General features: G+C 60.4%; 13 protein-coding genes. 4 read left to right on the forward strand and 9 right to left on the reverse strand.

Annotation, left to right across the window (positions count from 1 at the left end; translation table 11 throughout):
* Positions 1 to 151 precede the first annotated feature (151 nt).
* Complete coding sequence (locus MFF34_RS07055; protein ID WP_238211729.1) at positions 152 to 1,528, reverse strand: oligosaccharide flippase family protein; 1,377 nt, start codon at positions 1,526 to 1,528, stop codon at positions 152 to 154.
* Positions 1,529 to 1,622: 94 nt separating this feature from the next.
* Between MFF34_RS07055 and MFF34_RS07060 the strand changes: the two genes are divergently transcribed.
* The 3 genes from MFF34_RS07060 to galE all read left to right on the forward strand — a co-directional run bounded on the left by MFF34_RS07060 (position 1,623) and on the right by galE (position 6,832).
* Positions 1,623 to 3,149 carry an O-antigen ligase gene (locus MFF34_RS07060; RefSeq protein ID WP_238211735.1) on the forward strand — a complete coding sequence of 509 codons (1,527 nt, stop codon included), beginning with the start codon at positions 1,623 to 1,625 and terminating at the stop codon, positions 3,147 to 3,149.
* Between the two features lie 5 nt (positions 3,150 to 3,154).
* Positions 3,155 to 5,755, forward strand: a complete 2,601-nt coding sequence (locus MFF34_RS07065; RefSeq protein ID WP_238211737.1) for a cellulase family glycosylhydrolase — start codon at positions 3,155 to 3,157, stop codon at positions 5,753 to 5,755.
* A gap of 108 nt (positions 5,756 to 5,863) precedes the next feature.
* Positions 5,864 to 6,832: a UDP-glucose 4-epimerase GalE gene (gene galE, locus MFF34_RS07070; protein WP_238211746.1), complete on the forward strand. Its 969-nt coding sequence runs from the start codon at positions 5,864 to 5,866 to the stop codon at positions 6,830 to 6,832.
* A gap of 132 nt (positions 6,833 to 6,964) precedes the next feature.
* On the opposite strand, the gene MFF34_RS07075 is transcribed toward galE, so the two are convergent.
* The 7 genes from MFF34_RS07075 to MFF34_RS07105 all read right to left on the reverse strand — a co-directional run bounded on the left by MFF34_RS07075 (position 6,965) and on the right by MFF34_RS07105 (position 14,309).
* A complete protein-coding gene (locus tag MFF34_RS07075; protein WP_027596764.1) occupies positions 6,965 to 7,771 on the reverse strand; it encodes a CpsD/CapB family tyrosine-protein kinase in 807 nt (268 codons plus the stop codon).
* A gap of 11 nt (positions 7,772 to 7,782) precedes the next feature.
* The gene (locus tag MFF34_RS07080; RefSeq protein ID WP_085273382.1) at positions 7,783 to 9,342 is read right to left on the reverse strand and encodes a Wzz/FepE/Etk N-terminal domain-containing protein; all 1,560 of its coding nucleotides are present in this window, start codon (positions 9,340 to 9,342) and stop codon (positions 7,783 to 7,785) included.
* A gap of 20 nt (positions 9,343 to 9,362) precedes the next feature.
* Positions 9,363 to 10,478, reverse strand: a complete 1,116-nt coding sequence (locus MFF34_RS07085) for a hypothetical protein (RefSeq protein ID WP_238211748.1) — start codon at positions 10,476 to 10,478, stop codon at positions 9,363 to 9,365.
* 23 nt (positions 10,479 to 10,501) lie between these two features.
* Positions 10,502 to 11,059 (reverse strand): polysaccharide biosynthesis/export family protein, encoded by a 558-nt coding sequence (locus MFF34_RS07090; RefSeq protein ID WP_238211750.1) that lies wholly within the window; start codon positions 11,057 to 11,059, stop codon positions 10,502 to 10,504.
* Positions 11,060 to 11,406: 347 nt separating this feature from the next.
* Positions 11,407 to 11,583, reverse strand: a complete 177-nt coding sequence (eppA, locus tag MFF34_RS07095; protein ID WP_077068395.1) for an EPS-associated small membrane protein EppA — start codon at positions 11,581 to 11,583, stop codon at positions 11,407 to 11,409.
* Between the two features lie 409 nt (positions 11,584 to 11,992).
* Positions 11,993 to 13,111, reverse strand: a complete 1,119-nt coding sequence (locus MFF34_RS07100) for a glycosyltransferase 61 family protein (protein WP_238211752.1) — start codon at positions 13,109 to 13,111, stop codon at positions 11,993 to 11,995.
* Between the two features lie 43 nt (positions 13,112 to 13,154).
* Entirely contained in the window at positions 13,155 to 14,309 is a 1,155-nt protein-coding gene (locus MFF34_RS07105) for a GNAT family N-acetyltransferase (RefSeq protein ID WP_238211754.1), read from the reverse strand.
* A 332-nt stretch (positions 14,310 to 14,641) separates the two neighbouring features.
* Between MFF34_RS07105 and MFF34_RS07110 the strand changes: the two genes are divergently transcribed.
* Entirely contained in the window at positions 14,642 to 18,469 is a 3,828-nt protein-coding gene (locus MFF34_RS07110) for a dermonecrotic toxin domain-containing protein (protein WP_238211756.1), read from the forward strand.
* A gap of 20 nt (positions 18,470 to 18,489) precedes the next feature.
* Here MFF34_RS07110 and MFF34_RS07115 read toward each other — a convergent pair whose 3' ends face one another.
* On the reverse strand, positions 18,490 to 19,968 hold the full coding sequence (locus tag MFF34_RS07115) for a bifunctional diguanylate cyclase/phosphodiesterase (protein ID WP_238211757.1): 1,479 nt from the start codon (positions 19,966 to 19,968) through the stop codon (positions 18,490 to 18,492).
* Between the last annotated feature and the right edge of the window lie 75 nt (positions 19,969 to 20,043).

Consider the following 20,043-nt stretch of genomic DNA (forward strand, 5'->3'; position numbering starts at 1 on the left):
GCAGGACACAGCTCTGGAGAAAACCCCTACGACCCAACTGCGGAGTACACAACGTAAGCTTCCCCATGATCCCCAGACCTATCTCGATGAAGTGTTAACAATCAGTCACTCGACCGCCCCCACATTGCACCATCGCCCGCCTCTGGCCTCATCACAGCCACTCGAAGAAACGGGTCGCCAACAGCCCACAGAGTGCCCCCACGGCCACCATCGGCAGTACCACCAACTCGCGTTTGACACTGAAGATATCCAGCTTGCAGTTAACGTAGACGATCAACAGCAGCGTCGGGAAGGTATGCAGGGCCACCCCCCAGATTGCGTAGTCGACACCGCCAATGGCCAGCAGCAGTGGCAACAACCCCCATAACGAGACTAGCCGGATGATGTTGTCCATGGCCTGGTATTTCGTCAGGCCCAGGGCAATCCATATCTGGTGTGCCAAGGTATAGCGCAGCGTGAAGAACGACAGCGAAAGAATCGCAAGAATCGTCCCCGCCTCGGTGTAGCGCGCGTCGTACATCCAGCCGATCAACAACGGGCTGGCGGTCAGGAACACCCCGCAGGCGAACAGCATCACAAGGTCGACCAGCAACCTGAAACGGTAGTACAGCGCCTTCAGGCGTGCCTTGTCACCTTCCCGAGCGGCTTCGCTGAACGCGGGCAGCGCCACCGAGCCCACCAGTTTCAGCAACCCGGTCTGCACGGACCCGAGGATCAGCACGGCAATCGAGTACACCCCCAACTGCCCCGCTGTCATGCTCGCACCAAACCAGATCCGGTCACCGTACATGGCCAGTACGCCGACCATCGACGACAGCAGTATCCAGCGGCCAAACACAATCAGCTCGTTCAGCGCGCTTCGGTCCCACTGCAGGCGGTTGTTCGGCCCTTCCAGCGCCAGGTGCCCCAGCAAGGTACCCGCCAGGGCGCTGACCAGGCCGGCGATCACCAGCGACCAGATCGACCGGGTGAAATAACCGATCACCAGCATCGCGATCAAACCGACCACTTGCGAGGCCAGGTCCACCAATACCACGCGCTTCTGTTGGAAAGTTCGTACGGCGACATCTATCTTGGTGGATTGGAATCCCCAGATGATGGCCGAAAGGCCGGTCGCCGCCAGTACCATCGGCAGCTCGGGCGCGGCGTAAGTGGAGTCCGCCGGCCACAGGTTGGCCAGCTGCGCGAACCAGGAGGCGGCGGCCAGCAGCAAGGTCAGGGCAAACAGCACGAAGCCGCGGATGATCTGGACGGTCCAGGCGGTATTGAGAAACTCGGGGTCGTCGCCCCGGTGGCTCTGGATGATGTTCTGGCGCAGGCCAACATCGGACAGCAAGTGCAGAAGTACCGAAACCGTGGTGGCGATCACCATCACACCGAACATTTCCGGCAGCAGCAAACGGGCCATGATCAGGTTGCCGCCCAGGCGCATGACCTGTGACGCCACCAGCGACACCAGGTTCCATGACCCGGCCTTCAGTGCGCGCTTGCGCAGGCTCGCGGAGGCTGACACATCAATCGACGGCATGACTTCAATCTCTGACTGATTGGCTAAAAGTCACTATAGTTTCAATTAGCCATGATGCTAGCCGTGCCCACCAAGGGAAAGGTGTCCTTAGCCAATGCCTGAACATTTTCGTGCGTTGATCGTCATTCTGTTTCTGGCAGGCGTCGTTTTTGTCATGACGCGCCGCCCGGCGACAGACCTCATCCCCTATAGCGACTTCAAGCGCCGGCGTAACCTGTGGTTCGTCCTGACGCTGGTGGCCTTCGCCTCCCACAGCTTCTGGGTGTACGTGGCCGCTGCCGGGCTGATCATGTACATCGCCGGGCGGCGCGAACGCAATGCCATGGCGCTGTTTTTCATGTTGCTGTTCCTGATTCCGCCGGCCTCGGTGCAAATACCCGGGTTTGGCGTGGTCAACTACCTGGTCGACCTCAACCATGTTCGCCTGCTGACGCTGTGCGTGCTGCTGCCGGCAGCGCTGGCCCTGAGCAGGCAAAGCGATACTCTGCGCTTCGGCCGCACCTGGCCTGACAAGCTGCTGGCGGCCAGCCTGGTGCTGATGAGTGTGCTGTACCTGCGTGAAACCACCCTGACCGACACCTTGCGCCAGGCGCTCTACCTGTATGTCGATGTGTTCTTGCCCTACTACGTCGCCAGCCGAGGGCTCAAGGAGATCAGTGATTTCAAGGACGCCATGCTGGCATTCGTGCTGGCATCCTTCGTCCTGGCACTGATCGGCGTTGCCGAGTTCGTCCGCCACTGGCTGCTGTACAACGCCCTGATCGATGCCATGGGCGTGCAGTGGAGCATGTCCGGCTACCTGAGCCGTGGCGGCTCATTGCGCGCCAGCGCCACCACCGGGCAGGCGATTGCACTGGGCTACGTGATGAGTGTGGCCATCGGCCTGTACCTGTTCGTCCAGGGCTATGTGCGCAGCCAGCTGCAGCGGGTGCTCGGCGCCCTGCTGCTGGCTGCCGGGCTTTTCGCGCCGTTGTCCCGCGGCCCCTGGATTGGCGCCGTGGTCATCGTCGTGGTGTTCATTGCCATGGGCAAAGGCGCCATCAAGCGCCTGACTGTGCTTGCCCTTGCCGGCGTATTGGCACTGCCGCTGCTGACTGTGCTGCCTGGGGGCGACAAGGTGCTGGACCTGTTGCCTTTCATCGGCAATATCGAAAAAGAGAACATCACCTACCGGGAACGCTTGATCGACAACTCCTGGATCGTGATCCAACGTAACCCCTTGTTCGGTTCGTTCGACTTCCGTAACACCCCTGAAATGCAGTCGATGATTCAGGGGGAAGGCATTATCGACATCGTCAACACCTACGTCAGCTTGGCCCTGCGGGTCGGGTTGGTCGGGCTCGCGCTGTTCGTGGCGTTTTTCGTCACCGTGTTGCTGGGCATCCGCAAGGCCATGCGCGCGTTCCCCGACAAGGATGACGAGCAACGGCAACTGGGCCGGGCACTGTTGGCGACGCTGGTGGGGATCCTGGTGATCATCTTCACCGTCAGCAGCATCACTATCATCCCCACCGTGTACTGGTCGGTCGCAGGGCTTGGGGTGGCCTACATACAGCGGGTGCGCAGGCTCCGTTCCAGCCAGGCCAGCGACCTTCCCGCTGCCGGCCTTCAAACCAGGTGATGCCCATGAGCCTTTTGCCTTTGCGCCCCTTTATGCGGGCATCCCTGTTCGTTGGCCTGGCCGTGATGTCCCAGGCTGGCTGGGCCTCCGGCTGGGTCGTCAGCGTCGAAGAACAAAACGGCCTGCCCAGCGTGACACGCGGTGGCGGGCAGGTGATGAAAGCCAAGTTCGACTTCTGGGCGGCTAACTGGAGCTGGACTGGCTTCTACACCGCCATGAAGGTCGACGCGCCCTACAGCTACACCCTGCAGGGCAAAAACAAGCAGCTGGACTTCGACCTGACGGCGGATATCCGCAAGCCGCAAACACAAACCTTGACCTGGGCGTTCGACCTGACCGCACACAGCAGGCAGTCCAACGTGATGGGCGGCGGCATCGTTTTCCAGTTCGACCCGGCCCTGTTCAATGGGGAGATGGGCGCGCCCGTGCTGTTGCCCGACAACCGTGGCTGGTCCTGGGGCAAGGATGCGCAAGGCAGGCGCATCGAGATGCGCTTCGAACCCGCACTGGCGAAGGTGTACTTCGAGCCCGGCAGCAATGCCGAGATTCGCGCGTTCTTCTACAAAGACCCCATCAGCGCCGGCCAGCAGCAGATCAAGGCGACGTTGAACGTGACGGGCGATATCGAGCTGGGCCCAACCCCCACCGAGCGCTTTGGCCTGCAAGACCCCGCGCAGTGGCCCGACGACCAGCTTGACTGGCAAACCTCGCCGGTCGACCTGTCTTTTCTCAACGCACCCGAGAAACCAGCAGGCAAGCGCGGCTTTGTAAAGGCCTCCGGCGAGCAACTGGCGTTCGAGGACAACACCCCCGTGCGTTTCTGGGGCACCAACCTGTCTGCATACTCGCTGTTCAAGACGCCAGACGAGGAAATCATCAAACAGGCCAAACGCCTGTCGGCACTGGGTTTCAACCTCGTCCGGCTGCACCACCACGACTCCCCGTGGGTCAGCCCGAACGTGTTTGGCGACGGCACCTTGATTCGCGATACCCAGCAGCTCAATGCCGAGTCGCTGCGCAAGATCGACCTGTGGGTCAAAAGCCTCAAGGACGAGGGCATCTACGTCTGGCTCGACATGCACGTACAGCGCGCCCTTACCGCCAATGACAACATCGAAGATTTCGATGAGCTGGCCAAGGGCGAGCCCAGGGTCGACCTTAAAGGCTACGCCTATGTGAACCAGAGCATTCAACAGGCCATGAAACGCTTTATTGAGCAGTACATGACCCATGTGAACCCCTACACCGGCCTAGCCTACAAAGACGACCCGGCCATTGCTGCGGTTTTGATCACCAACGAGAACGACATCACCCAGCACTACGGCAACGCCCTGATGCCGGACAAAAAAGTCCCCGCACACACCAAGCGGTACCGGGAGCAGGCAGATGCCTTCGCCCAGCGCAATAACCTGTCTGAAGACCGCACCTGGCGCGCCTGGGAGCATGGCCCGTCGAAGCTGTTCCTGAATGATCTGGAGCGACAATTCGATGTCGACATGATCGCGCACCTGCGCAAGCTAGGCATCAGGGTACCCATTGCCACCACCAGCACCTGGGGCGGCAATGGCCTGAGCGCGCTGCCCGCGCTGACCTCGGGCGATGTGATCGATGCGCACAGCTACGGCGCCATCGGCCAGCTCGAGAAGAACCCGCTGACCAGCGACGGGATGATCAACTGGATTGCCGCGGCCCAGGTCGTCGGCCTGCCCCTGACGGTCACCGAATGGAACGCCGAACCCTTCCCCCTGCCCGACCGCCACTCGCTGCCCCTGTATGTGGCGGGCACGGCCAGCCACCAAGGCTGGGACGCCATGATGCAATATGCCTATAGCCAGCAGGCCTTCAACAGCGGTTGGCGCACGGCAGACAACTGGCACGCGTACAACGACCCGGCCATGCTGGCCACGCTCCCCGCGGCTGCCCTGCTCTACCGCCGTGCGGACGTGCAGCAAGCCAACACCCGTTACGTCTTCGCGCCAACACCCGCCACGTTGTTCAACCAGGACATCACCCCGCGCAACTCGCTGCTGCTGCGCACCGCCATGGAAAAAGGCAGGCTGCAGATCGCCATGCCGCAGTCGCCGGAGTTGCCCTGGCTGAAACCCAGCGTCATCCCGGCCGATGCCCAGGTGCTGCGTGACCCTGCCCAATCGTTGCTGGCCCCTGACGCCACCGAGTCGGTGACCGATACCGGGGAGCTCAAGCGCAACTGGCAACAAGGCCTCTACACCATCGATACCCCCCTCACCCAGGCGGCGACCGGCTGGCTGGGCGGTCGAACCCTCAACCTTGGGCAGGTCGAGGTACAGGCAAAGACGCCTTATGCCAGTGTCGTCGTGCAGAGCCTGGATGCCAAACCGCTGGGCCAGGCTCGCAGCCTGCTGATCTCACTGGGCACCCGGGCCGTGCCCAAGGCCGACGACAAGACACCGTTCAATGTCGAGCCCTTCGAAGGCACGCTGGCCATCAAGGCAGCGGCCGGCCTGAAACTGTTCGCGCGCGATGCACAGGCGCAGCTCAAGGAATTGCCGGTGGCGTACCAGAACGGGCGCTATGTCATCACCTTCGATGGCCAGTACATGTCCAACTGGCTGTTCTTGAAATAGGGCATTTGGCCATCTACAGTCTCAAGAGACCTGTAGCTGATTCTCCCACCTGTTCGATTCAGGGACGACCCGCGGCGTCTGTACAACAGCAGAGTCCAGGAGGCACGGATGAAGTTTCTGGTTGTCGGTGGCGCAGGTTATATCGGCTCGCACATGGTCAAGCACTTGCTGGCCGCGGGCCATGATGTGGTGGTGGCGGACCTTGTGTCGCCAGGGCCTGGGGTGCAATGGGCCAAGCTCGACATTGCCGACGAGCCGGCGCTGGATGTGCTGTTCGCCGAGTGCCGCTTCGATGCGGTTTTTCACTTCGCATCGTTCATTCAGGTGGGCGAGTCGGTTTGCGCCCCTGGCAAGTACTACCAGAACAACGTAGCGGCCACCCTGACATTGCTGCAGGCGATGGTGAATGCGGGCATCAAGCGGCTGGTGTTTTCCTCCAGCGCAGCCGTTTACGGCAACCCGCTGTATGTGCCCATCGACGAGGCGCATGGCAAGGCACCGATCAACCCCTATGGGCTCAGCAAGTGGATGGTCGAGCAAATTCTCGAGGACTTCGACCGTGCTTACGGGCTGAAGTCGGTGTGCCTGCGCTACTTCAACGCCGCAGGCGCTGACCCTGACGGGGAGCTGGGCGAGCGCCATGAGCCGGAAACCCACCTGATACCGTTGATCCTCCAGGCGGCCGCTGGCAGGCGTGAGGCGGTCACAGTGTTTGGCCGGGATTACGACACCGCCGATGGCACCTGTATTCGTGATTATGTGCATGTCGCCGACCTGGCTTCGGCACATGCGTTGGCGGTCGACTACCTAGTCGCTGGCGGCCCCAGCACGGCGTTCAACCTGGGCAATGGCCTGGGCTTTTCAGTGCAGCAAGTGATCGATACCGCCCGCACAGTGACGGGCCGGCAGATACTCACACTCGATGCCCCCCGCCGCGCGGGTGACCCGCCCAGGTTGGTGGCGGATGCAGGCAAAGCGATGAGTGTGTTGGGCTGGCGGCCAGCGTATGCATCGCTGGAGCAGATCGTGGCGCATGCCTGGGGGTGGGAGTTGCAGTACCCGTGGCATCGGATTTAATCATTCAGCTATTCACTATCGGGTGTAGGAGCAGCCTTGTGCTGCGAAGAGGCCGGTGAAAACACAGCGAATCTTCGCTGCTGTCACCGGCCTCTTCGCAGCACAAGGCTGCTCACACTCGATAGTGAATAGTCAGTAATAGGTGCGCGGTTTTTCATCCGCCTTGTTCAACACCGTACCAATCAGGTTGACCGTCGCCAGGTGGTGCAGGCATTCCTCGATCTCTTGCTTGCTGTTCATGCCGTTGCCCACGACCAATAACACACAGTCGAACTTGGGCATCACGGTGATTGCATCGTCTGAGCTCAACAATGGCGGCAAATCGAAAATGCAGATGCGCGACTCATAGCGGCTGCGCAAGTCGCTGATCAGGTTGTTCACCCGGGGGGAGGACAGCATTTCGGTAGACATCGGAATAGGCACCCGCGTCGGCAGCACGACAAAACGCGGCAACGTCGGGTTGACCAGCACCTCTTCCAGCCCGGCCTGGTCAGACAGCAACTCGTTGAGGGCCTTTTCCATCGGCAAGCCCAGGCTGCTGCCGACCTTGGGGCGACGCAGGTCGAAGTCCACCAACAGCGCCGTCTTGGTCGTGTGGTGCGCAATGCTCATGGCCAGGTTGATCGCCAGCACCGTCTTGCCCGCCTCGGGCGTTGGCGAGGTGATGGCCAAGGTACGCCAGCCGTTTTCCTCCATCGCCTGCAGCACCTGCGTGCGCAACAGGTCGATCGGCCCACTCATGTTCGAGTTCTTGTTGAACGCGACAATCCGATTGCGCTCAAGGTGCTCCGCACGCAACGGCACCACCTTGGTCTTCACGTAATCGAATTGCCCTGGCACTTCTGGAGGCTCCGCCCCGTGGGCGGTTTGCGGTGCCTGGGCAGCACCTGGAGAAACTTGATGAATACCATTGCCAACTACCGGCTTGATCCTGTCCATCACTGCTTTCCCTATTCAAACCGCGCCATAGCCTTGAACAGCAACACATCCAACGGCATGTAGAACACGTGCACCAGCACTACCATCATAGCAATCAGCACAAGCACCGCCAGGATCAGCAGGTTGCGCCAGCGTTTACGCTTTGCCAGTTCCGCCTGGGTGGTGATGAAGGGCACCGTCACCAGCACACGCTTGCCCAACACGCTCTCCAACGCCCCTACCCCCCGTACACGCTGATTGAGCATTTCCAGCAGCATCACCAACGCGCCACCGCCTGCCGGTGCCAACACCAGGCCCAGCGCGGCGATCTTCTTGCGGTTGGGTTTGATCGGCTTCTCGGGCAGCAGCGGTGGCTCCAGCAGCACAAAACGCTCTGCCTTGTTTTCCTGTTCCAAGCTTTCGGTAATTTTCGCGCCCATTTCCTTGGCACGGATTTCTTCGTACTTCTTGCGCGCGTTGTCGTGGTCGCGCATCAAGGTGACCAGGCCACGCTCCACTTGCGGGGCTTCAAGAATCTCCGCCTCGTAGCCTTCCATTTTCTTCACCAGCTCACGCTTTTGCTCCGCCAGTGAGGTGATGCGCTCCTGGGCCGCGCCAATCCGCGCACGCACCCGCGCCACATCCAGGCTGACCGACGACGCAGCCTTGCTGCCGCCGCCGCTGGCCTGCAGGGCATCGATCTTGCGCTTGACCGCCACTACGTCCGGGTGCGCGTCCTTGTATTTGGTCAGCAGCCGGGCGTACTCGGCCTTGAGGCTGGGCAGGTCTTGTGGCTGGTCGACACTGGACGGCCGGGTACCGTCAGCCTTGGTGGTCAAGCCGGCATTGGCCGCCGACAATTCAAGCTCCAGGTAACGCAGTTCCTCTTGCGCGGTCTTGTAATCGCGGTCGACCTCCCTGAACTCCAGCTCCGAACGCGACAGCATGCTCATGCGCAGCGACTGGTGCTCAGGCAAGGCATTGGCGTGGGCTTGCTTGAAGTCCGCCAGCTGGTTTTCCAGGCTGGCAAGCTCGGCACCCAGCTTGTTGGCTTCCTGGGTCAGGAATTCGGTGGTTTCGTTGGCGCGCTCGGTGCGCTGCTTGAGGTTTTCGTTGAGGAACAGCGTCACCAGTTCGTTGGCGACATCCTTGGCCACCTGCGCTTGCTTGTGCTCGAAGGACACATTGAATGCGACCGTGGCCTCACCCCGCCCTCTGACGAACGTGCTGAGGGTGGCGACCACGATGGCATTGCGCATCTGGTCGATCTTGTCACTTTCGCTGAGCCGCTTGTCAGCGAACAGGCTGTACTTGTCGATGATCCGCAGCAGGTTCTCGCGGGTCATGACGCGCTGGCGAATGACCTCGATGCGCTCATCGGCAAAGCTGTTGTTGTTCGCCGATACCAGCTCGGGGGAGATCTGTTGCGACTCCACCAGAATGGTCCCGGTGGACTGATAGATCGGTGGCACGCTGACCGCGACCACCACGGTCGCGGCAAGAATGACTACGATACTGATCCCTAATAACAGGGCCCTATCCTTGATGATGGCGATGTAATCTTTAAGGGAAAGCTCGTAGTCAGACTTCATAAAGGCCACCAGGCTGAAGTTCAGAGGTCGGGGTACCTATACGTCAACGTCAAACCAACAATTGTTGCGTCCGCAGTGGGTGCATCGTCCTGCCGCCGCTCCTTGTACATCAACGATAGGCGCAGATCCCAAAAAGGCGTAAATTCCCGGCTTGCCCAGACACTGTACATTTGCAGTGTGTTGGGGGTTTGCCCTTTGCTGTCTTGCCAGGTGGCATCGGCGCCGACGCGGGTCAGCTCGTTGACCGCGTAACTGTAGATACCGCGCACCATGTCGAGCTCGGCAAAACCACCCTCCGCGCTGGCGACCGTGCTGCGTTCGGCACTCAAGCTGAGGTCGGAACGCACCCCGGTATACAGCAGCGAGGCCCCGCCCTCCCCGCGCCGACCGCCTTCAGAGCCGGACACCTGGTTGACGCCAACGTGCGCATCGGCACTCAGGCGCTCGGAGAACTGATACTTCACCCCAACTGCAGGGGTGTAGCTGTTAGAGGCGGTCGCAGTAAGGTCCTGTTCGGGCTCATAGCGCCTCACCCCAAACCGGGTATACACATCGGCCCGCTCGTTCCAGGCGTAGGTCCAGGTTGTCACGTTGCCCAGCTCGTTGTAGCCGGTCAGCGTGTTGATGTCGTATCGCGCTCGGCTGTACTTGGTTTCGTTGGACAACGTGCTGCGCGCGGTGATGGCGCTGCTCCAATTGCCTGCCAGCGTATACAGCTTCTGCGTGCCGTCGGTGGTTACCACACCGGTGTCCTGGACAATGCCGGACAACGTAGAGCTTTCGTTGTACTGAGCCACCAGGCCAAAACGCCCTTTCTCGGTGTCGCGTTGCCAGCCCAGGCTTACATTGGGGTCTTCGCGGTCGTCGACGATGTCCGTGTCTGAAGAACGCAACACATGCATGCCAAGACCCAACCGTAATTCGTCGCGGTCGAAGGTACCGACAAGGGTGTAGTCGGGCGCAATGATGGTGCGCGTCACACCCTTTTCTTCAGACGACAGCAACAACGGGTTGCTGTCGTATTCGACCGAGGTCGGTACCACCACCGATGACTGCCAATTTGCTGCCTGGACCGCGTCCGTAAACGGCAAGACCATGATTGCCGTTGCAATGCTAGTTGTTCTAAGAAGAGGCATTAAGTGTTCTTATTAAGGCAAGATCAAGGAACGACCAGCGTATCGCCAGCCTGAAGTTGAATGTTGGTGGACATGTCACGCCCGGAAACCAGGTCCTTATATCTCACGGGCAGAATCCGTTGGGAAGCCCCCTGGCCGCGGACCACCTTGATGTCGCTTTCGTCAGCGAATTTGTCCAAACCACCCGACATGCTCAAGGCCTGCAATACGGCCGTAGGCCCCGCCATTTGTACGGGCCCAGGCTTGATCACCTTGCCCTGCACGTACACAAGGTTGCCGGCGATGCTTTTGACGACAACGCTGACGTTCGGGTCGGGGAGGAATTTTTCGAGTTTGGCAGCGACCTGTTTTTCAACGGCCGTGACATCAAGGCCGGCGACATCGATCCGCCCTGCCAAGGGGAAGGTGATACTGCCATCGGGTAGCACGGTGGCTTCTTGACGCAGGCTTTCCTCTTGCCAGACGGACACCATCACCACATCGCCAGGGCTGAGCCGATAAGCTGCGTTACTTTCGACCGCGTTGCCGGTACCAGACCACAGCATCAGCACGCAAAAAGCGGAACACAATGAACGTACCATGAGGGTCCCTCCGGCCTACTGGCCTGACAAAGAGCACTGAATGAGAACGGCACACCAACTCTCGCTCCACTTCGCAACCGCACTGCCTGCTGCGATGGCCTCAACCTTCCTGGAGGCCCTGTACCTTGACACCTCGACACCCTGCCTGACCCGCCCGCTGCGACACCCTACGGCTAATGGCGATGAGTCGCCACTGGAATATAGCAACAGTTGGAAAATTGACAAGCTGTCAGCGGCTGCGAAGCCATCCACAACAAACCTCAGACGTCAATTTACCGACAGCTCAAAAAAGCCCCGTAATTGATCAACTGTTAAAGCCCCCTATTACACTTGCCACGCGAGAACGTTTAAATCTTTCTTCTATTGGCAACGGCTACAAAACCGATCACTGCAAACGCGAAGAACCACCCTGCCGTTGCGACAGGAATGACACTGTTTTGATTGACATACGAATCAGCAGCGCGGGCAGCGCCACTTAAAAGCACCAACAAGAAGATTGATTTAATGAACAGTGTCGAGCGCATAACCCCCTCCTATAAAGAGGATAATAAAAATATTTATTGGTGGGTTTAGCAGGAGACTTCCTCGCTGTTGATTTGAGCTTATGGGCACAATGACACTACGTCAATGATCCGACACCATAATAAAATTCAATGAGCAAGGGGTGGCTTCGTCAAAATGCCGTCACGCATAAACTGCAGGCGTTTCTCGGTAATGTCAGGTAATGGTCAATTAAGTGTAAGGCGCTGATATAGCGAACTTTTCTACGATAGAAGCCGCACAGGAGACCCCGGCGGCTGGCGATATCGTGATTGCTGATCAATCGAAGACGTGAAGGAGGCAAGCCCTTGCGTTTCATCGCTGAGAAACCAAATGCTAATGGTTGGCCTTACGAACGAAATCTGGCGCTTATAGCTGAAACTTAACAGGTTGCTACACCGGCATCAAATCCAGGGTGCGCTCCACCTCATCGATGTCGATCCTGAACCCATCGCCTTCCGGCATGCCCACCACAAAGCCAAAGTGCTGCTGGTCGCGGTCTGTCAGGTATTTGTAGTAGCTGACAAAACGGTTCGGTGGCTGCAACGTCAATAATGAGCCACCGGCCTGCAGCACGTTCACGCCATGAACCAGCTGGCTACCTTCGACCCCGGCCACCACCCTGGCACCGGCGCACGCCGCGATAATGCTCGGCACGTCGGTTTTCAGCGGGTCGACAATGCGAAAGCCCCTGTGCGTGCGCAAGTGCTCTGCTACGGCCATTTCATTGCGCAGGAAGCGCAGGTCGCCGTCGCCACCACGCAATATGAACACACCGGGGTGTGGTTCGTGGGGCACATGCGACAGCAGCTTTTCGCCCATGGCTCGGTAGCGCAAGTGGCGGCTTTGGTTGTTGCTCTGGTCGTCGAACAGCACCAGTTCGCGGAAAAACGCACTGCGCAAACGAAGGGGCTTCATGCCCAGCCAGTCTTCATAAGCCGGCGCCTGAGTAAACAGTGGGTAGCGCGCAGAGGGCGCAGTAGTCACCGGTACGCCCTCGTTGCAGGCCAGGGCATAGGTGACGCAGTCTTCCATCAACCAGGTGCCAAACCAGGAGTTACCATTTTGCGTGCAGTAGATGGCCGCGCGCTCGATCTCGTGCTCCACCACAACCCGCGGGAAGGTGCTCGGTTTCAAGGATAACCAGTGGCTGGCCTTGCCTTTGTAGAGCGCGCCATCGACCAACCACACGTCCTTGATCAAGTACCCACGTGTAGGGCCCTGCGCCACGCTGAGCCCACCCTCCATCGTGCGGGCAGGATGCACGTAGGGGTAGAAGCGCTTTGCCTCCCACCCCGTCACCCGCTCCAGCTGATTGGGCAAATAGAAGGCGGGCGGGGAAACCGTTGTTTCACCAGGCGCGATATCCCAGCTTTTTGACGCGATGCTTTTCAGGTCGATGGCAGAATTACGTGCGAGCCGCTTGCGCGCCATGTATTTGTACGCGGCAAGGGTCCACTTATGCCGTTTACCGGCAGACGGTGCGCTGAATTTGGAGATATCGCTGCCCATGAAGTGCTCCCTGGGGTGGCGTGGTCACAAGCCTTTGAACGACTCAGTTGGATGTGATCCTTTCCATCGTCGGCGGCGACTGTAAATTGGCGTAACGCGTGCGCAAGGTCTCGATAAACGACTCGCCCGAACGTTGGTCACCATAGAGGTAAATTTTGTGCAGGCCGCCAAAGACCATCTCGTGATACCGGCTGGCGACCTCTTCATCGCTCGGCCCGTCCGGCAAGCCCAGGTGCAGTGTCAATTTGTCGCCTTCAACCGCGAACATTGGCGTTTCCCAAAGAAATTTCGCCGTCCCGGTCTTGGGTAGCCGCACGAACAGGTAGGCGTGGTTACCCAGCGAGTCAATGTCGCCACCGCGCCGTCTTTTCCACTTCAGCAAACCGTCATCCGGCCGCGCCAGGCACAGGCCAATGTCGTAATAATCGAAGCCATGTTGCAACGCCCACTCCAGCGCCATGAAGGTGGTGATGGAGTTCACCTCACGCAGTTTTTTCGCATCTGAAAACACCGCTTCGCTATAACCAAAACGCAGGGTGCTCCAGTAGCGCTTGCCTCCGCGTGTGACTTCACAACCCAGGTGGCAACCGATCACTTCATCGCCCAAGGTGATGAGGTCCAGGCGCCCGACGCTCTTGGCAATGCGGAACACATCGTCCGTGGGAAACTGCGCAGCATGAATACCCTGCCTGGCCGTGGCATAGGGGCGCAGCAACTGGCTGTCGGCCATTGCGATTTCTTCATCCGACAGCGTCTGCCTCATCTGATAAAGCGGCCGGTTCTTGCGAATGCTACGGCGCAACTCGCTGTCGTAGCGGGCGGTAATGTCATCCAGCGTTCGCCCCAGTGGTACCACGGCACTCAGGTAGTGCGGCACGGACAACGCCCCTGTGGTGGGCATTTCACTCACCACCACCACATGGTTCGACGCGTCTGGCTCTACACTGCTGCCGGCAACCGGAGCGTTGCCCGGAGCCTTGCCACCAATCAGCAGCTTTGCCATCTCGCGCTGCTGCTTGCGCCCGATGTAGAGGATTTCGTAGGGGCTTTCCTGCTGCAGCCTGAACCTGGTGACCTCCCACCGCCAGACACAGGCTCGGCCAAGCACTTCGCGGACTTGGCTGGCAAGCAGCCTTATCTCGTAGCGCGTCGAAGGAGAGATGAGTTTTCGTGCCACCGCTGCCAAGTGCTGTTTCATTCTTCTTCGACGTCCTTTGATGTTGTCTATGGGCAGATCAGAACAAGATCATAATTAGCTGTAATAAACACACCCAACGCACTGATATACAAAAGATTACTATCGAAACTTCACTCTCACATTCAGTAACAATTTAAGATGCCAGGCAACGGTTTGGCAAGCGGCACTTTGACAGCATGCCAATCTATTTTATGACGTCAAAAAACGCTTTTTATTTTGATGATCGTGTGACGCTAACACATGACGCCTGTTGCGTTGCACGCAATACCGGGTTACCACCTGGTTATTAACCAATACCGTTTGATGCTCTCTCCTCATAAAGGAGCATCGACATGCCAACCCTTTCAACGCTCGAACCGCATCAAACGCTACTGGAAACACAATTGCCCACCTGGGCACACTCAATAGCCCCGTCTCAATGGCACAGTTTGAGGCAAAGCCAACTACCGGCCTATTACACGCAGGCCTGGTTTGCCAACGCCGCGCCTGATCTTCGCCAGGCCGTGCACCGTAGCCAGTCGCGCCTGTTGCGCTCGCAAAGCACCTTGGCGCGGGCCCTTGAGGGGCTTGAGCAAATCACTGCGTTCGCTGAGCCCCGGCTGACGGCACGCCTTGCCGAACACGGGTGCAGCGCCCCGCTTCGTGGCACCGAACTGCTTCGGGTAGAAAGCACCTGGCATTGGGCAGGCATGCGTTACCTGAACAGTCATCGTCGTGACACGCTGTTGCAGGCCGCGCTGCAGAACTTCGCCGATGACGAACGCTTCAGCGCCCAGAGCGCCATTGCCCTGAGCCCCAACATCCAAGTCACAACCGTCCAGGTACAAGGCACTGCGGTACTGGGCCCGCAAACATCTCTGGCGCATTTTCCTCTGGTTTCGGAACGGTACGAAGTGGAGCGGCTGCCGCTGACACCCGCTGCCTTTGCCACGCTGTGCCGTTCGCTAGACTTGGGGCAGCAGTATCAAGACCATCTGGAGCAGCATTTCGCCAAGCCCCCTGTACGCGAGCAGGCCATGGCCGTGTACAAGGACAGGCTGCGCCTGGCGGCCGACCTGGCTTACCTACGGCATGTGCTCACCGGCACCGCGCGCGACCAAGTCGACCTGTTGCTGCAGGGCAACGAGATGCCTTGCTGGCAACTGGCGCTGTTCGGTATCACCTTGCATGAGGTGATGCTGATCGACACCGGCATCACCGGGCTGCTGCTCTATTTGCCAGGCCACGACCAGGCCCTGCGTCAATGCGCCGACCTTGAGGCTGTACACGAGGCACTGGCGGCCCTGCTGCTGGAACCCACCGACCGGCAGGCGTTCATGGCGTACGTGGAGCAGGGTCAGCAGCAACACTTTCTTGACTTTCTGCACCAAAACCTTGACGCCTCAGGCGCTTCTGCCAACGACAAGGCATGGCAGCGGGCCCCTGAGGCGGATTTGCGCCCCACACGGCTGGCAATCACCGAGGAACCTTTTGCTTTTTATCAGGCGCTGCACCTTGACCGCCTCAAGCGCGAAGCTCGCCAGCTGGCAGTGCCAACCGCCGAAGCCGACGCCACGGCGCGGGCAAACCGCCTGCAAGCGTGGGAAGACCTCGGCATGGACGCGCTCAACCTGGCCGGCTTCTTCATCCCCGCCGTGGGCACGCTGATGCTGGCGGTGACGGCGTGCCAACTGCTTGGCGAAGTGTACGAAGGCTATGAGGCCTGGCATCAGGGTGACCGCCACCTGGCATTGCGTCACCTGGAGGCGGTCGGCCTGAACCTGGCCCTGATCGGCGGGCTGGTGGTCGCTGGACACGTGGTGCCGAAGTTGTTCAAAAGCCCGCTGCTGGAGAGCCTGCAGGAAGTTCGCAAGCCCGATGGCCGCTACCGGCTCTGGCAGGCAGACCTCACACCCTATCGCAGCCCCCTGGACTTGCCGCAGAGCGTGCACGCCAATGCTCAAGGCCAGTACCTGCACGATGGCCGGTATTTCATTCGCATGGATGGCCACCTCTACGAACAGCGCCTGGACACGCAGACACAGCAGTGGCGGCTTGTGCACCCACACGCGCAGGACGCTTGGCAGCCGCCTCTGGAGCACAACGAACAGGGTGCCTGGCGCGCAAGCCATGAACAGCCATCACAGTGGTCCTTCGCAATACTGGCTCGCCGCTTGGGGGAAAACTACGCAGCGTTCACACCCGAACAACTTGAGCTGGCTGGCCGCATGTGTGGGACCGATGCCGCGTACCTGCGCCGCGTGCACCTCGAAGGGCAGCCGCCACCGGTTTTGCTGCTCGACACCCTGCAACGTATGGCCGCACAAGCGAAGGTGATTGCGCTGGGCAGCGACGCGCCGGGCAACCTGTTCGAACGGTTGTATAACGGCGATGCGCCCATCGAACCGGCAACACGCACATTGCTGGAAGCCTACCCTCGCCTGTCGGCCGTCCTCGCCAGGCGTCTGCTGGCACCCCTGAGCGCCGCGCAATCCCTCGCCTGGGAAAACGACGCGGTGTTACCGGCCTGGCTGCGTCAGCAGGTTGAACACACCCACAGCGAACTGCCTCTGGTACGTGCCGTGGAAGGCGTGCTCGTTCCCGCTCGGGCCGATGCCGATAGCGAACGCCTGCTGTTCAGTGCCCTCGATGGCTTGCCCGTCTGGCCGCGCGATGTGCGCCTCGAGCTGCGTGCGGGTAGCCCCGAGGGTCCTCTGCTTGAACATATCGGCAGCAGCTCGGCAGGCCGTGTCTGCCGGGTGATCAAAAGCGCAGAAGGCTATGAGGCTGACCTGGGGCCGCGCCCTGCCCCCGCCACGCGGGACCTGGACCTGTGCCGCGCTGTGGAGCAGGCACTGCCGCACAGCCAACGCGACGCGCTGGCGATCGTTCAGGCCGATGGGCGTACGTTACGCCAGCGCGTCCTGGCTTGGGTCAACGACAACCGAGATGACCTTGCACAACGGCTGTGGGGGCCTCGCGCCAGGCGTCGCGCCCGCTCAGTTCAACTGCGTGCAGGTCGCCCACTCGACCCGCAAGCTCCGCACCCGCGCCACACAAGTTCACTGGCCGGCGCCTATCGCCGCCTGTACCCCGATGCCACTGATTCGGAGATCGAGGATGTACTCGGAAGCGACCCTGAAGACAATGACCTTCGCTCACCGACACAAAGGCTGCGCGACCTGCAACAACGCCTGGATACGCTGCGCCGCAACCTGCAGGAATGGGCCCGCCCCGACCCTCAACGCCCGCACCAACGCCAGCGGGCGATCCGCCCTATCATCAACGCCTGGCGGCGTCTGTCGAGCGTGCCACTCGCAGGCGGGGGCCGGATTGCCAGCCTCGACCTCTCCGGCCTCGAACTGGAAAACCAGGACCTGGCCAGCCTGGCTCTGCCGGACGACTTCACCCATGTGGAGCACGTATCGCTGCACAGCAACCCTGCACTCAGCCAGCTCCCTGCAGAATTCCTGGAGCGCTTTCCCAAATTGAAACGCTTATTGCTGTCCAATTGCCGTTTCGATGCCCTGCCCCGTGTGGCCAGGCCCAACAGGCTGACCTGGCTTGACCTGGATAACAACCGCATCACCTGGGACAACCGCAACCAAGTAGCCCTGAACCAGTGCGCCGGGCTTATCGTGCTGGACCTATCGGGCAACCCGCTGCTGGAGGCGCCAGACCTGCACGGGCTTGACCACCTGAAAACCCTGTTCCTGTCCGAGTGTGGGCTGACCGAGCTGCCCCTTGGCTTGGACGTCGTTACCGAACCGCTCGTCCTGGACCTGTCTGGCAACCAGTTCCAGCGGCTGCCGGTAGGTTTCAATATCCCCGGCCCGTCCGCCGAAGCCCTGTGCCTGGAAAGTGAGTGGCTGAGCGAAGGCATGCTGGCCCAGGTCGATGCTTACAATGTCGCCCATGAAGTCGATTTGCTGGTGTGTGAGGGGGACTATGCAGAATTCTTCGAGGGGACGGGCCCGGAGCAGGCTGCGCTGTGGCAACGCTTGCCACTTCAGTACCGCCGCGACCTCAGGCCGTTGCTTGAAAACGATTTCTTCATAGCTCGCCCGCAACAAGCCCGCGCGGAGTTCTGGCGGCGTCTGGCCGCCATCGATGCTGACCCGGTGCTAGGCCAGGAGTGGTTGACGCACCCGCCCTACAACCTGTTCCGCCTGCCCATGTAGCGAGCGGCGAAAAGCGCCTGTTACCCAGGTGACAGGCGCTGCCTGCGCGGGTTACGGGCTATCCAGCCTTGCAACTCGGCGGCCGGCATCGGCCGCCCCATCAGGTAGCCCTGCCCCTGATCGCACCCAGCATTGCGCAGAAAATCGTACTGTTCCTGAGTTTCAATGCCTTCGGCGGTAATGCGATAACCCAAGGCGTGGCCCAGGTCGATAATGGCACGGGCAATGGCCACTGCATCATCGTCTGCGGGCAGGTCCTTGATGAACGCGCGGTCGATCTTCAGGTGATCGATAGGCAGCGCCCGCAGGTAGGCCAGCGACGAATAACCGGTACCGAAGTCATCCACCGCAGTGGCCACGCCCATGGCCTGCAGTTGCGCAAGTACCGCGCAGGCCTGCTGCTGGCTTTCCATCAACAGGCTTTCAGTAATCTCCACCTCCAACAGATTGGCGGCCAGGCCATGACGCTCCAGCGCCATCGCCAGGCTCGACACATAGTCGCTGCGCTCGATCTGCAACGCCGCGACATTGATCGCCAACGGCCCGGGCAGGCAGTCATCCCGACGCCAGGTAGCCAGCTGCGCACAGGCCAGCTCCAGCACGCGCTCGCCCAAGGGGATGATCAACCCGGTACGCTCTGCCAAGGGGATGAACTCGGCCGGTGACACCAGGCCTGCTTGCGGGTCGCGCCAGCGCAGCAGCGCCTCGACACCTTCCAGCTTGCCGCTGAACAGGTCCACCTTGGGCTGGTACCAAAGTTCGAATTCATCATTGTTGAGCGCACGCCGCAGGTTGCGCTCCAATTCCAGGCGTTGCTGCAAGCGCGCAGTCATATCCGGGTGATACACCCGCCAGGTATTGCGCCCGCTTTCCTTGGCGGCGTACATGGCGGTATCGGCGTGGCGCAGCAGGTTGTCGACATCCTCGCCATGCTGCGGGCACCAGGCCAGGCCAATGCTGCCGGTAACCAATGCAGCGTTACCTTTGAGGTCGAACGGCCGCTGCAGGCACCGCAGCACATGGCGCAACTGGTGGGTTACCTGGCCCTGTGTGCCCTGGAGCATGAACACGAACTCGTCACCGCCCAGGCGGCAGACGCGGTCGTGCAGGTCCAGCTCCTGCAGGAAGCGCGCGGTGGCTTGTTGCAGCAGCAAGTCGCCCATCGCGTGGCCAAGGCTGTCGTTGACCTGTTTGAACCCGTCGATGTCGAGCATCAGCACGGCCAGGCCATGCCCCTTGTCGATGGCCTCGGCCAGTTGCCGCTGGAACAGCACCCGGTTGGGCAACCCGGTAATGGTGTCGTAGTGCGCCAGGCGTTCGAACTGTGCCTGTGACCGGCGCAGTTCGTGGTTATGCTGCTGCAGCTGGCGCTGCTTGCCGTTGAGCCGCACGACACAGAGGCCGAGCAGGCCGATGGCGGCCAACGCCAACCAGAACAAGGGCGAAGCCAGCAGTGCGGCCGTCTGTGTATCGTCGCTGGGGGAAATGGAAGTGATCATAGGCCTGCTGACGCACCGGGTTAGCTCTGTATCGGCGCAGTGCAGGCAATGTTGAGCCAGACTGGTGTTTTTCCT

Origin of the sequence: Pseudomonas sp. PAGU 2196, assembly GCF_022179005.1 — a bacterium.
Taxonomy (GTDB): Bacteria; Pseudomonadota; Gammaproteobacteria; order Pseudomonadales; family Pseudomonadaceae; genus Aquipseudomonas; species Aquipseudomonas kermanshahensis.